Origin of the sequence: Micromonospora sp. WMMD882, assembly GCF_027497255.1 — a bacterium.
Lineage (GTDB): Bacteria > Actinomycetota > Actinomycetes > Mycobacteriales > Micromonosporaceae > Micromonospora.
In genome coordinates, this window is sequence record NZ_CP114903.1 from 3,867,974 (window position 1) to 3,881,159 (window position 13,186).

General features: G+C 74.4%; 11 protein-coding genes. 4 read left to right on the plus strand and 7 right to left on the minus strand.

Translation table 11 applies throughout. From position 1 onward, the window contains the following. Nucleotides 1–2: 2 nt before the first annotated feature. The 4 genes from O7606_RS16140 to O7606_RS16155 form a co-directional block, all read right to left on the minus strand. Nucleotides 3–485, minus strand: a complete 483-nt coding sequence (locus O7606_RS16140) for a Na(+)/H(+) antiporter subunit C (RefSeq protein WP_281594855.1) — start codon at nucleotides 483–485, stop codon at nucleotides 3–5. After that, nucleotides 482–3,364, minus strand: coding sequence for a Na+/H+ antiporter subunit A (locus O7606_RS16145; RefSeq protein WP_281594856.1), 2,883 nt, complete (start codon nucleotides 3,362–3,364; stop codon nucleotides 482–484). The genes O7606_RS16140 and O7606_RS16145 overlap by 4 nt, the downstream gene beginning before the upstream one ends. A gap of 138 nt (nucleotides 3,365–3,502) precedes the next feature. Continuing rightward, the gene (locus O7606_RS16150) at nucleotides 3,503–3,658 is read right to left on the minus strand and encodes a hypothetical protein (protein WP_281594857.1); all 156 of its coding nucleotides are present in this window, start codon (nucleotides 3,656–3,658) and stop codon (nucleotides 3,503–3,505) included. A 66-nt stretch (nucleotides 3,659–3,724) separates the two neighbouring features. Beyond that, entirely contained in the window at nucleotides 3,725–4,213 is a 489-nt protein-coding gene (locus O7606_RS16155) for an SRPBCC family protein (protein WP_281594858.1), read from the minus strand. A 125-nt stretch (nucleotides 4,214–4,338) separates the two neighbouring features. On the opposite strand from O7606_RS16155, the gene O7606_RS16160 reads away from it, so the two are divergent. The 4 genes from O7606_RS16160 to O7606_RS16175 are packed head-to-tail and all read left to right on the plus strand — an operon-like array spanning nucleotide 4,339 to nucleotide 9,317. Then, nucleotides 4,339–5,166, plus strand: coding sequence for an ABC transporter ATP-binding protein (locus O7606_RS16160; RefSeq protein ID WP_281594859.1), 828 nt, complete (start codon nucleotides 4,339–4,341; stop codon nucleotides 5,164–5,166). Between the two features lie 51 nt (nucleotides 5,167–5,217). Further along, complete coding sequence (locus tag O7606_RS16165) at nucleotides 5,218–6,204, plus strand: iron-siderophore ABC transporter substrate-binding protein (protein WP_281594860.1); 987 nt, start codon at nucleotides 5,218–5,220, stop codon at nucleotides 6,202–6,204. After that, entirely contained in the window at nucleotides 6,201–8,309 is a 2,109-nt protein-coding gene (locus tag O7606_RS16170; protein WP_281594861.1) for an iron ABC transporter permease, read from the plus strand. The genes O7606_RS16165 and O7606_RS16170 overlap by 4 nt, the downstream gene beginning before the upstream one ends. 39 nt (nucleotides 8,310–8,348) lie before the next feature. Further along, nucleotides 8,349–9,317 carry a siderophore-interacting protein gene (locus O7606_RS16175; protein ID WP_281594862.1) on the plus strand — a complete coding sequence of 323 codons (969 nt, stop codon included), beginning with the start codon at nucleotides 8,349–8,351 and terminating at the stop codon, nucleotides 9,315–9,317. Nucleotides 9,318–9,381: 64 nt separating this feature from the next. Here O7606_RS16175 and O7606_RS16180 read toward each other — a convergent pair whose 3' ends face one another. The 3 genes from O7606_RS16180 to O7606_RS16190 all read right to left on the minus strand — a co-directional run bounded on the left by O7606_RS16180 (nucleotide 9,382) and on the right by O7606_RS16190 (nucleotide 13,117). Continuing rightward, on the minus strand, nucleotides 9,382–9,933 hold the full coding sequence (locus O7606_RS16180; RefSeq protein WP_281594863.1) for a GNAT family N-acetyltransferase: 552 nt from the start codon (nucleotides 9,931–9,933) through the stop codon (nucleotides 9,382–9,384). Continuing rightward, nucleotides 9,914–12,067: a penicillin acylase family protein gene (locus O7606_RS16185; protein WP_281594864.1), complete on the minus strand. Its 2,154-nt coding sequence runs from the start codon at nucleotides 12,065–12,067 to the stop codon at nucleotides 9,914–9,916. The genes O7606_RS16180 and O7606_RS16185 overlap by 20 nt, the downstream gene beginning before the upstream one ends. Nucleotides 12,068–12,763: 696 nt before the next feature. After that, entirely contained in the window at nucleotides 12,764–13,117 is a 354-nt protein-coding gene (locus O7606_RS16190; RefSeq protein WP_281594865.1) for an STAS domain-containing protein, read from the minus strand. Between the last annotated feature and the right edge of the window lie 69 nt (nucleotides 13,118–13,186).

Here is a 13,186-nt window from a genome sequence, read left to right on the forward strand (position 1 = left end):
GCTCATCCGGTCCTCCCCGCGTCCGTGCCGGCGGCGACCGCCACCGGGTTCGGTCGGCCGTCCGGGTCGACCGGGTCGTCGGGGTCGTCCCCGTTGGTGGGGTCGTCCGAGGTGCCCGGCCCCTCGTCCCGGTCCGCCAGGTCCATGATCCGGCGGTCCTCGACGTCGTCCTGCACCTCGTCGTGGCCGTTGAGGTGCCAGCTCCGGTACGACAACGCCAGCAGGAACGCGGTCATGCCCAGCGTGATGACGATGGCGGTGAGCACCATGGCCTGGGGCAGCGGGTCGCTCATCTCGCCCTCGGGCGTGGTGCCGACGATCGGCGGGCCACCGGCGCGCCCGCCGGTGAGCAGCAGCAGGTTGACCCCGTTGCCGAGCAGGATCACGCCCATCAGCACCCGGGTGAGGCTGCGTTCCAGCAGCAGCGTCACCCCGGCGGCGAACAGCACGCCGACCACCACGACGTAGGTGAGGTTGGGGGTCACACCAGCTCCTTGTCCGGTTCGTCGGCGGGTGACGCGGTCTCGCCGTCGGCGGCCGACCCGGCCTCCCCGTCGGCGGGCGCGGCGGCCCGTTCGGCCTCGTGCTGGCGGTCCATCTCCGCGCCCAGGCTGCGCAGGATGTCCAGGACCAGGCCGACCACGATCAGGTACACGCCGACGTCGAAGAAGACCGACGTGACGAAGTGCAGGTGGCCCAGCAGCGGCAGGTGGAAGTCGAGCACGGCGCTCTGCAGGAACTCCCCGCCCAGCGGCATCGCGGCCACCCCGGTGCCGACCGCGACGAAGAGCCCCGCGCCGAGCACCACGCCCGCGTCGACAGGCGCGGCGCTGTTCAGCTCGGTACGGCCGCCGGCCAGGTAGCGAACGGTCAGCGCCAGGCCGGCGACCAGCCCGGCGGCGAACCCGCCGCCGGGGGCGTTGTGCCCGGAGAAGAGCAGGTAGATGGAGAAGATCAGGATGGCGTGGAAGAGCAGCCGGGTGACCACCTGGAGGATCACCGACTGGCGGCGGGTGGTGGCCCCGGTGGTCAGCCAGGTCGGCCGGGACGGCACGTTCGCCGCCCCCGGGATGCCGCTGCGCCGGTCGAGGTCCCGGGCCCGCCGGAAGATCAGGCTGGCCACCCCGGTCGCGGCCACCACCAGCACCGCGACCTCGCCCATGGTGTCCCAGGCCCGGATGTCCACCAGGGTCACGTTGACAATGTTCTTGCCGCCGCCGTAGGACACCGCCTCGTCGGGGAACCCGACGGAGACCGGCTCGGCCAGCCGGCCGCCCGCGGCCACGTACGCCAGTCCGGCGGTGACCGCGCCGACGGCGACGCCGAGAGCGATCCGGCCGCGCCGGCTGGCCCGGATCGGCCGTTCCGAGAACTTCTCCGGCAGCCGGCGCAACACCAGCACGAACATCACGATCGTGACGGTCTCCACCAGGAACTGGGTCAACGCCAGGTCGGGCGCGCCGTGCAGGACGAACAGCAGGGCGGTGCCGTACCCGGAGACCCCGACCAGGATCATCGCGGTCATCCGGCGCGGCGCGCGGGCCGCCGCGACGGCGGCGATGACCACCACGGCGGCGGCCACCGCCTGCAACGGGGTGTCCCAGGCCCGGAAGTCCGACGACCACGGGCTGCCGGCCACCAGCACGCCGCCGGGCAGCAGGACCATGATGACCAGGATGACGCCCAGGTAGAACGGCAGGGAGCCCCGCTGGGTGGCGCCGGTCAGCTCGACCGCCAGCCGGTCGGTGCCGTCGATGACCCGCTGGTAGACGGCGGACCCGTCGAACGGCAGGATCTCGCCGGCGCGGAAGCGGCCCCGTCGGGTCAGCAGGAACAGCCCGACGCCGACCCCGACGACCAGGGCCGACAGGCCCAGCGCCGGTGTCACCCCGTGCCAGAGCGCCAGATGGTACGGCTCCTCGACGGTGGGATACCCGTCCGCGTACGGGGCGATCAGCTTGTCGACCGCCGGGGCGCCCACCCCGGCGGCCAGGCCGGCGACCGCGAGCACCGCCGGGGCGGCCAGGAACGACCAGCGCACCGGGTGCGCGTCGGTCTCCGGCGCGTCGGGTTTGCCGGCGAACGCCCCCCACAGGAAACGCAGCGTGTACGCGGCGGTCAACGCCGAGCCGGCCACCACGCCCACCAGCACCGCCAGGTCGGCCGGGCCGCCGCCGTGCAGGAAGCCCTCGAACGCCGCCTCCTTGGCGACGAACCCGGCCGTCGGCGGCAGGCCCGCCATCGACGCGGCGGCCAGCGCCGCCACCACCGCCAGCGCCGGGAGGCGCCGGCCCAGGCCGCTGAGCTCGCGCAGGTCCCGGGTGCCGGTGACGTGGTCGACGATGCCGACCACCAGGAACAGGGTGGCCTTGAACAGCGCGTGCGCCAGCACCATGGCCACGCCGGCCAGCGCGGCGTCCCGGGTGCCGGCCCCGAGGATCACCATCAACAGGCCCAACTGGCTGACCGTGCCGTACGCCAGGAGCAGTTTCAGGTCGTCCTGGCGCAGCGCGGACCACGCGCCGACGAAGAGGGTGACCAGGCCGGCGGTGAGCAGCGTCACCCGCCAGACGGTGACGTCGGCGACCGCCGGCCCGAACAGCGCGACCAGGAACACCCCGGCCTTCACCATCGCCGCGGCGTGCAGGTACGCGCTGACCGGGGTGGGCGCGGCCATCGCCCGGGGCAGCCAGAACGTGAACGGGAAGATCGCCGACTTGCTCAGCGCGCCGAGCAGGACCAGCACCAGCGCCACCGTCAGGTAGCCGCCGCCGGGCAGGTTCCCGGCGATCTCCGACCAGCGGTAGCTGCCGGCGTGGTGGCCGAGCATCACGAACCCGGCCAGCATGGCGAGCCCGCCCAGCGTGGTGACCAGCAGCGCCTGCATGGCCGCCCTTCGGCTGGCCCGTTTCGCCGGGTCAGATCCGATGAGCAGGTAGGAGAAGACGGTGGTCAGTTCCCAGAAGACGTAGAGCAGCAGCAGGTCGTCGGAGACGACCAGGCCGAGCATCGCCCCGGAGAACGCGACGAACACCGCCGCGAACCGGCCCAGCCCCGGGTCGTCCGAGCGGAAGTAGCGGGCGCTGTAGACCAGCACCAGCGCGCCGACCCCGCCCACCAGCACGACCATCAACCAGGACAGGGTGCCCATCCGCAGGGCGAAGTCCAGCTCCAGCCGGGGCACCCAGGGGTACGTCTCGATGACCGGCTCGCCGGCACGCGCCCGGCCGGTGTGGCTCAGCGCCCACACCAGGGTCGCCGCCGGCACGGCCGCGAGGGGGTAGAGTGCCTGTCGACCCCAGCGGCGTACCAGCCCGGGGGCGGCCACGGCTGCCAGCGCATGGGCCGCCACCAGTGCCAGCACGCAGCCTCCCCAAGATCAGCAAAACGGTTTTCCCAACCCTAGCCGGGGAATCCGGCTACCTGCACTGCCGGTGAGTCACGCCATCCCCCGCCACCTGGTGAGAAGCCGCCCGGTGGGCGGCAGAGCGCCCGGGCCGGGTCACCGGGAACCCGCGCGTGGCGGACGCTGGTGGCCGTCGTCACGGTCGATGCGCAACTCCCGTTCGGCGACCTCGAAGGGCCGGGACCCGGCGATCCGACCGCAGCGGGTCGCCAGGTCCGGCCGACCGGCGACCGGCGTGGTGGCGCGACTCACCGGTGGGAGGCGACCGGCGTGGTGGCGCGACTCACCGGTGGGAGGTGGCCGGGGCGGAAGGCCCGGTTACCGGCCGGTCTCCCCCTCGGCCTCGCGGCGCAGCTCTCCGGCGGGCTCTTCGGCCGTCGGGCGCAGCCCCTCGGCCTCCCGGCGCAGCCCCTCGGCCTCCTGGTCGAGGTAGCGGCGGATCAGCCGGGCGGCGAACAGCGCGGAGAGCCGGGCCAACGGGCCGTCCAGGGTCAGCGTGAGGACGGCCTCGGTACGGCCGGCGTCGACGGCCCGCGCCCGGTGGTCGCCGGTGGTCCGGACGCCGCCGCTGGTCGCCGTCCAGGTGAAGCCGGACTCGTCGACGTCGGTGACCGTCCAGGTGTTCGCGGGCAGCCGGCGCTGTTTGAGCCGGACGGTCTCGCCGACGGTCAGCGGGCCGACGCCCGGCCGGTCGAGCCGTTCCACCGAGGCGTTCCAGCGCGGCCAGCCCGCCACGTCCCGCATGACCCGCGCGACCGTGCCGGCCGACGCCGCCACCTGAACCGTCCGGCGATACCTGACACCCATCGACGTCCCCCGTTCCTGTGCGATCCGGTCCATCGTGAACCGTACTCAGGTCGGGTCGGGAGCGGAGGCCCGGCGGTCCGGACCGCCTTGACAAGGCGAACTAAGGTTAGGTTAACCTAACCGCCATGAGCAGTGCGGATGACAGCTCCGTCGGACTACGCGGGGTGGATCTACGGCTCGGCTACCACGGCACGACCGTGGTGCACGACGCCGCGATCGCCCTCCGCCCCGGCGCGGTGACGGCGCTCGTCGGGCCGAACGGCAGCGGCAAGTCCACACTGCTGCGCGGGCTCGCCCGGCTGCACCCGCTGACCGGCGGCGAGCTCCTGCTCGGCGACGACACGCCGGCCCGGGCCCTGTCCGCCCGCGAGTTCGCCCAACGGGTCACCCTGCTGGCCCAGAGCCGCCCCACCCCGAGCGGCGTCACCGTACGGGACGTGGTCGGCTACGGCCGGCACCCGTACCGGGGACGGTGGCGGGCCGACGACCCCGACGGCCCGGGCATGATCGCCCGCGCCATGACGGTGACCGGCGTGACCACGATGGCCGACCGGCCGGTCGACGAGCTCTCCGGCGGCGAGCTGCAACGGGTGTGGCTGGCCACCTGCCTGGCCCAGGACACCGGCGTGGTGCTGCTCGACGAGCCCACCACCTTCCTCGACCTGCGCTACCAGGTCGAGATCCTCGACCTGATGCGGGACCTCGCCGACGACGACGGGGTCGCCGTCGGGGTCGTCCTGCACGACCTCAACCAGGCCGCCGCCGTCGCCGACGAGGTGGTGCTCCTGCACGGCGGGCGGGTCCGGGCCACCGGCGTCCCCCGCGACGTCCTCACCGAGGACGCCCTCACCGACACGTACGGCATCCGCATCGAGGTGACCGTCGACCCGGTGACCGGGCTGCTCTCCACCCGGCCCGTCGGCCGGCACAGCAGCCGGGCCGTCGTCGCCTGACCCGTTCCTCCCGACACCTCTCCACCCGAGCCACGAACAGAGAAGAAAGCCATGATGCGTACCCGTGCGGCCCTGCTGGCCGCCGCCGCCACCGCGCTGCTGGTCAGCGCCTGCGGCACCACCGAGAACCCGGCCGAGACCCCGGCCCCCTCCGACGCCGCGCCCAGCGGCCCGGTCACCGTCACCGACAGCCGCGGCAAGGCCGTCGAGCTCAAGGCCCCGGCCCGCAAGGTCGTCGCGCTGGAGTGGGGCGAGGCCGAGATGCTGGCCAGCCTCGGCGTCATGCCGGCCGGCGTCGCCGACACCAAGGGGTACGCCACCTGGGTCACCGCCGTGAAGCTCGACCCGGGCGTGCAGGACGTCGGCACCCGAGGCGAGCCGAGCGTCGACTCGGTCGTCGCGTTGCAGCCCGACCTGGTGGTGATGAACGAGGGACGGGCCGGCACGCTGGTCACCCAACTGGAGCAGTACGTGCCGGTGCTGGTCACCAAGGGCACCGACGCCAAGGACAACCTCGGCCGGATGCGCTCCGACCTGAACATGATCGCCCAGGCGGTCGGCAAGACCGCCGAAGCGGAGAAACTCCTCGCCGACTTCGACGCCGCCCTCGCCGACGGCAAGAAGAAGATCGCCGACGCCGGCGCGGCCGGCCAGCAGTTCGCCATCGCCGACGGCTGGAAGGAGGGCAGCACGGTCTCCATCCGGATGTTCGGTCAGGGCGCGCTGGTCTCCCAGCTCGGCATCCAGCTCGGGCTCAAGAACGCCTGGACCGGCGCGGTCGACGAGCAGTGGGGGCTGGGCCAGACCGACGTCGAAGGGCTCACCGTCCTCAAGGGCCAGGACGTCCACTTCTTCTACAACGCCTCGGACGGCGACGACGTCTTCGTCGACGGGCTGGCCGGCAACGCGATCTGGAAGTCCCTGCCGTTCGTCCAGCAGAACAAACTGCACAAGATGCCCGACGGCATCTGGACCTTCGGTGGCCCGCTCTCCGGCCAGCAGTACGTCGACCAGCTCGTGAAGGTCTACGCGGCTTGAGCCAGACCAGCACGCCCCTCCGCCGGGGGTCGGCCAGCCGGCCGGCCCCCGGCGGCCCGCTCGGCGTCACCCGGGTCACCGGCGCGTTCGTCGTCGCCGCCGTCCTGCTCCTGGTGGTCACGGCGACGCACCTCACCCAGGGCACCTCCTCGGTCGGCGCGCTCGACCTGCTGCGCCTGCTCGTCGGCACGGACGACGAGACCGCCCGGGTGCTCGTCGCGTCCCGCCTGCCCCGGCTGCTCGCCGGACTGGCCGTCGGCGTCGCGCTCGGCTTCGCCGGGGCCGCCCTCCAGTCCCTGGCCCGCAACCCGCTGGCCTCCCCGGACACCCTCGCCGTCAACGCCGGCGCGCACCTGGCGATCGTCGCCGCCGCGGCGTTCGGGCTCTCCCTGCCGGCGCTGCCCGCCGGCGGGCTCGCCTTCTGCGGCGGGCTCGCCGCCGCCGGGCTGGTCATGACGCTCTCCTCCGGCGGGCACGCCGGCACGACCCGGCTGATCCTCGCCGGCTCGGCGACCGCGCTCGCCCTCAGCTCGCTCACCATGCTGCTGATGCTCCTCTTCGAGCAGGCCACCATCGGCCTGTTCGCCTGGGGCAACGGCTCGCTGGTGCAGAGCGACATGGTGGCGTTCACCCAGCTCGCCCCGGTGATCGGCGGCGGCGCGCTGGTGCTCCTGGCGCTCGGGCACCGGTTGGACATCCTCGCCCTCGGCGACGACACCGCCACCGTGCTCGGGCTCGACGTACGGCGGACCCGGCTCCTGGTCACCGTGCTCGCCGTCCTGCTCTCCGCCGCCGCGGTGACCCTGGCCGGGCCGATCGGCTTCGTCGGGCTCTGCGCGCCGGTGATCGTCCGACTGCTCCGCGGCCTGGTGCCCGGCGTGCACCGGCACCGGGTCCTGCTGCCGCTGTCCGGCATGGTCGGCGTGATCATCGTGCTCGGCTCCGACGTGCTGCTGCGGGCCGTCCTCGGCGCGCAGGCCGGGGTGGAGGTGCCCACCGGTGTCGTCACCACCCTGTTCGGCGCGGCGCTGCTGGTCTGGCTGGCCCGCCGGCACCGCGACGCCGGCCCCACCCGCCGCCCGCCGGGCGGGCACGCCGCCGTACGCTCCCGGGCCGTCCACCTGACCGTGGTCGCGGTGTGCGCCACCGTCACCCTCGGCGCGGTGCTCCTCGGCATGCTCGCCGGGGACACCTGGGTCCTGCTCGGCGACGTGACGAACTGGGTGCAGGGGCGCACCGGTCCGGCGTACACCTTCGTGCTGGACCAGCGGTGGCCGCGGGTCGCGGCGGCGTTGCTGGCCGGCGCGGCCCTGGCGGTCGCCGGCGCCACCGTGCAGGCGGTCTGCCGCAACCCGCTGGCAGAGCCGGGCATCCTCGGCATCACCGGCGGGGCCGGCATCGGCGCGGTGACCCTGCTGACCCTCGTCCCGCTGGCCGGCGTCGCCGCCATCTCCGGGGCCGCCGGGCTCGGCGCGGTCGTGGCGTTCGCCCTGGTCTACGGCCTGGCCCGGTACGGCGGGCTGAGCTCCGACCGGCTGGTGCTGATCGGGTTCGGGGTCTGGCAGGGCGGCACCGCGATCATCACGTTCATCATCGTCAGCTCCGACCCATGGAACACCGGCAAGGCGCTGACCTGGCTCTCCGGCTCCACCTACGGCCGGACGGCCCCCCAGGTGCTCCCGGTGGTGATCGCCCTGCTGCTCGCCGTCCCGGCCGTGGTCGCCGCCCGCCGCGAGCTCGACCTGCTCGCGTTGGACGACGACACCCCCCGGGTGCTCGGGGTACGGCTGGAACGCACCCGGCTGCTCGCGCTGGGCGCGGCGGCGCTGCTCACCTCGACCGCCGTCTCCGCCGTCGGCGTGATCGGCTTCGTCGGGCTGGTCGCCCCGCACGCCGCCCGGGCGCTGGTCGGCGGACGGCACGCCCGGGTGCTGCCGGTCGCCGTGCTGCTCGGCGCGGCGCTGGTCAGCCTCGCCGACACCCTCGGCCGCACCGTCATCGCCCCCGCCCAGGTCCCCGCCGGCCTGGTCACCGCCATGATCGGCACCCCGTACTTCGTCTGGCTGCTGTGGCGCTCCCGCGGCACGGCGGCCGGCGCCCGCTGAGTTCCCACCTCTCCACCTGACCCGAGCAGGAAGGCCGTCATGCCCAGCACCCTCTCCGTCGCGCCGTGGCGCGTCTTCACCGTCGAGGTCCGGGCGCTGCGCCGGCTCAGCCCGTCGTTCCTGCGGGTCACCTTCACCGGCCCCGACCTGGACCGGTTCGCCGACAACGGCTACGACCAGCGGATCAAGCTGGCTCTGCCGTTGGGCGGGAGCGCGGTGGCGGAGCTGCCGGACGGCCCCGACTGGTACCAGCGGTGGCGGGCGCTGCCCGAGGACAGCCGCAACCCGATCCGGACGTACACCGTCCGCGCGGTCCGGCCGTACGCGCAGGAGGTGGACGTCGACCTGGTGCTGCACGGCGACGGCGGCCCGGCGACCCGGTGGGCGCGGCGGGCCCGGCCCGGCGACCGGCTCGCCATCGTCGGCCCGGACGCCGGCTACCACGGCGTGCACGGCGGCGTCGAGTTCCAGCCACCGCCGGCCGGGACGCTGCTGCTCGCCGGTGACGAGACCGCCGCCCCGGCGATCTGCGCCATCCTGGAACGGCTGCCCGCCGACGCCCACGGCCAGGCGATGATCGAGGTGCCCGACCCGGCCGACGCGCTGCCGGTGGCCGCCCCGCCCGGGGTGACCGTGACCTGGCTGCCCCGCGCCGACGGCGCGCACGGCAGTCGGCTCGGACCGGCGGTCGCCGCGGTCGCCGCCGAGCTGCTGCCCACCCCCGAGCCCGTCCCCGCCCTGGCCGGCGCTGTCGTGACCGGCCCGGCCACCCTGACCGGCGCTGCCGCCGGGGTCGGGGTCGGTGGGGCGTTGGTCGAGGTCGACGTGGACCGGGACATCCTCTGGGAGGTGCCCACCCCGGCCGACCCCGCGCCGCTCTACGCCTGGCTGGCCGGCGAGGCGAGCATGATCCGCAACCTGCGTCGGCACCTGGTCGCCGAACGCGGACTCGACCGGGGCGCGGTGGCGTTCATGGGTTACTGGCGGCTCGGCCGCACCGCCGACTGAGCCGCCGCGCCCGCCCCGGGCGTTGGGAAGGCGCCCTTCCTGACGCCAGGCGGTAGGCCCTTCCTCACACGTCGAGGAAAAGGAGCTGGGCGCGTTTGTGGGGCAGGTCGATCTGAGGGCCGGGAACGAAACCCGCGCGCACCAACCGGGCGATGGCCCGGTCGTTGCGGGCGTCCGGCTCGGCCACGATCCGCCGGTGGGCCGGGTCGGCCAGGACGAAGTCCAGGAACGCGCCCAGCACCGCGCCGGTGAAGCCCGGCTCGACGCCGCCGTCCGGCGGGGCCACCATCAGATGGATGCCGAAGTCGCCCGGCCGCACCTGGTAGCACTCGCCCACCGGGTCGGCCGCCGGCTCGTACGTCTGGAACAGCCCCACCGGACGGCCGTCCCGGTGGATCAGGTACGCGTGGTGCGTGGCCAGCGAGTCCACGTACGCGTAGACCTCCCGGACCCGTTCCCGGGTCGCGTCGCCCATGCCCCAGAAGCGGGACCGTTCCCGGGTCACCCAGTCGTGGATGAGGTCGGCGTCGGCGGCCGGGTCGACCGGCCGGATCAGCACCTCGCCGAAACCGTCGACCCGCCGCCGCCAGACCGGGTCACTGATCCTGGTCGTCACCGGGCTCCTCCCGGAGTCGTCGCCAGTCGGTGACCACCGGCACCAGGTCACCCCGCAGCCAGTACGGCAACTGGTCGCGTTGGTGCGGGTCGCCGGGCACGCCGGACGCGCCGAACGGGACGACCCACCGGCTGTGCTCGCGGTCGGCCAGGTCCCAGGCGTAGCGGGCGGCGGAGGCCCGGAAACAGTGGTGGGTGACCCCGGGAACGCTGGAGGTGGCGAACACGCAGTCGTTGTCGCCCGCCAGCCCCGGCCACTGCGCCGAGGGCTCGGGCAGCGCCTGCCAGGGCGCGAGCCGGTGCAGCTCACCCCAGGTGGCGGTGCTCCCGGCGGCGGCGGTCTCCTCGACGGCGGCCCGTACCGCGTCGGTCACGTCGGCGGCGGGCAGGAGTTCCGTACGCAGCAGGGTCGGCAGCGCGAAACCCACTCTGGACACCAGGCCCAGCCACGGGTGGAACAGCGCTGGGTAGCGCTCCGGCACGCCGGCCAGCGGGGCCAGCGCCGGGTGGGCGGCCAGCCGGCGGGCCACTGCCGCGCGTACGGCGGCGAAGGCCGCGGCGTCGACGCTGTCGGCGCGCATCTCGCGGTCCCAGCGCGACAGCCGGTCGCGCAGCGCGGCGGCGGCCGGGCCGAGCCCGTCGAGGTCGGCGAGGCGGGCCAGCAACGGCTCGGCGGACGCCGCCCGGACGTCGGTGTGCACCCGGGTGGAGTCCGCGGCGGTCCAGTCGGTCCGCCCGGTCAGCAGCTCCCGGATCCGGTCGGCCCGGTACGGCGGGGCGAAGTCGACGCCGAGCGGCGCGGAGACGCCCCGCTCGTTGGCCATCACCGCGAGATCGGCCACGTCGACCCGGGGCATCGGATGCCAGCCGCGCCACCCGTGACCGGCCGTCCAGGCCGGCACGACCCGACGCCCGTTGGCCCCGTCCCGCAGCGGCACCGCCCCGGCGACCCGGTGCAGCAGCCCACCGGAGGTGTCGGCGGCCAGCACCACGTTCACCGGCTCCACCCACCTGTCGAAGGCGGCGTCGACGTCGGCGACCGAGGTGGCGGCGAGCAGGGCGGGCAGGGCGGCGAAGCCGAGCTCACCCCGGACCCGGGGCGGGTAGCGGAGGCTGATCGCCGCTCCGGCCTCCGCCTCGGGGGCGACGCCCGACCCGGCGACGGTCTCCGGGGCGGTGGCGGTCTCCGGGGCGGCGGTCTCCGGCCCCGTGGTCTCGTCCGGGGCGGGTCCGCCGACGATCACGGGGCCGCGCTCGGTCTCGATCACCTCGACGTCGACCGGGTCGCCCCCGGCCACCTCGATCGTCTCGACGTGACTGACGGCAGGTCGCCAGCCGTCCGGACCGAGCGCCTCGACCGTCCCGTCGGCGCGGCGGCGCAGCCGCTCGGCGTAGAGATCCTGGTAGTCGGCCGACGCGTTGGTGATCGCCCAGGCGACCGGCCCACCGTGTCCGAAGTGGGCGATGCCGGGTACGCCCGGCACGGCCAGACCGACCACGTCGTACGCCGGGCAGGCCAACCGGATCTGCTGGTAGATGCCCGGGTCCTCGATGAAGCGGTGCGGGTCACCGGCGACGACGGGGCTGCCGCTGGCGGTCCGCGCGCCGGTGAGCAGCCAGCCGTTGCTGCCGACGGTGTCCGGGCGGTCGGCGGCGAAGCAGTCGACCGCGTCGTCGCCGAGGAGCCGGGCCACCTCGGTACGCCAGAGCTTCGCCGGGAACCCGGCGAACAAGATGTGGTGGCAGAGCCAGACGGCCAGTGGCGTCCACGGCTGCCAGCGGCCGGGACGCAGGCCGGTGGCGGCGAACTGCGGGGCGCGACGGGCCCCGACGGCGAGACCGGCGTTCACCCCGTCGACGTACGCGCCGACCCAGTCGGCGGTCTCCCGGTCGAGGTTGGCGTGACAGCGCGCGGCGGTGTCGGCGAGCCGGGTCTGCCGGGCGAACCGGTCCCAGCCGACCGCGTCCGCGCCGAGGAAGGAGGCGCTGGTCCCTTGGGCGCGGTGCCGTTCCACCTCGATCTGCCAGGCCCGGTCGACGGCGGTGACCCGTCCCTGCGCGTACGCGAGCGACAGGGGATCCGCGGCCCGCAGGTGCGGAACCCCCCACTGATCCCGGAAGACCTGATGTTCCACGCGTCCCCTTCCCTCGCCCCGACGCTCGACCGCTCCTCGCCGAGAGTTAGGTTAGGGTAACCGAACCTGGAACGCCGGTGCCGGCAGCGCGGGCGAACGTCGTGATCGCGGTGATCGCTCGCCGGCGTGCGCGGAGCGGTCCTCATAGGTTCCGGAAGCGATCCTTTGGAGCTGCCCCGGATATGGGGCAGTGGACACCTGGATCATCGCGCGGTGACCCCGTGGCTCATCGCCCACCTCACGCGGAACCGCGCCCGCACGTCCGCGACAGCGACAGCGACAGCGACACTTCGACCGTCATCCGATCCAGGCAACCCTGCGCCAGGCCGGAGCAGCGGACACTTCGACGGACGGTCATCCGTTCCTCCGTGCCACGCGGAACCTACGCACATGGGGGTAGCTGACACTGCGACGGAAGGCCCGCCCCCACGTGCGCCTGCCCCATATTCGGGGCAGCTCCAAAGGCTCCGAACAAGAGGGTGTCCACCCGAGCGACGGCCCGTCGGGTCCGGCCGACCGAAGCAGCCAGCGGGTCTGCCGGGCCCCTGGGCCCGCCCGCCGCCGGCCGCCGTCCCGCCTGCCCGCCTGCCTGCCCGCCTGGCCCACTCGCGCGGGGGCCGCCGCCGCATGCGACGTGACGGCGGGACAGCGGGAGGGCGGGACGGCGGGACAGCGGGACGGCGGCGGCTGACCGGATCAATCCTCGGCGGCCAGCAGCGACAGCACACCGGTGATGTGCAGCACCCGGCGCACCGAGGAGGGCGGGTTGCTGATCATCAGTCGGCAGCCCTGCTCCTCGGCCGCGGCATGGTTGCGGAGCAGGACCAGGATGCCGGCCGAGTCCAGGAAGCGCAGCCCTTCGAGGTCGATGTCGATCAGGGTCGGCCGTTCCAGCAGCAGCCCGGTGAGCACGTCGTCGAGCTGGCTGGCGGTGGCCATGTCGACCTCGCCCGCCACCGCGAGCCGGACGTGGTCGTCGGTCGTCCTGAGCGGAACGAGCGACAGGCCGGCTGTGGAGAAGACGTTGTACGTTGCTCGGGCGGTCGTCATGAGAGAACTCCATCCGTCCACCGATCGGGGGATGCCTCAGGAAATCGAGAAGGCGCGACCGACTCCGGA

What these genes read in the sequence shown, in the direction of transcription:
- O7606_RS16155 (WP_281594858.1), bottom strand. Translation starts at nt 4,213, where the DNA reads ATGGGTGTCAGGTATCGCCGGACGGTTCAGGTGGCGGCGTCGGCCGGC.
- O7606_RS16160 (WP_281594859.1), top strand. Translation starts at nt 4,339, where the DNA reads ATGAGCAGTGCGGATGACAGCTCCGTCGGACTACGCGGGGTGGATCTA.
- O7606_RS16165 (WP_281594860.1), top strand. Translation starts at nt 5,218, where the DNA reads ATGATGCGTACCCGTGCGGCCCTGCTGGCCGCCGCCGCCACCGCGCTG.
- O7606_RS16175 (WP_281594862.1), top strand. Translation starts at nt 8,349, where the DNA reads ATGCCCAGCACCCTCTCCGTCGCGCCGTGGCGCGTCTTCACCGTCGAG.
- O7606_RS16190 (WP_281594865.1), bottom strand. Translation starts at nt 13,117, where the DNA reads ATGACGACCGCCCGAGCAACGTACAACGTCTTCTCCACAGCCGGCCTG.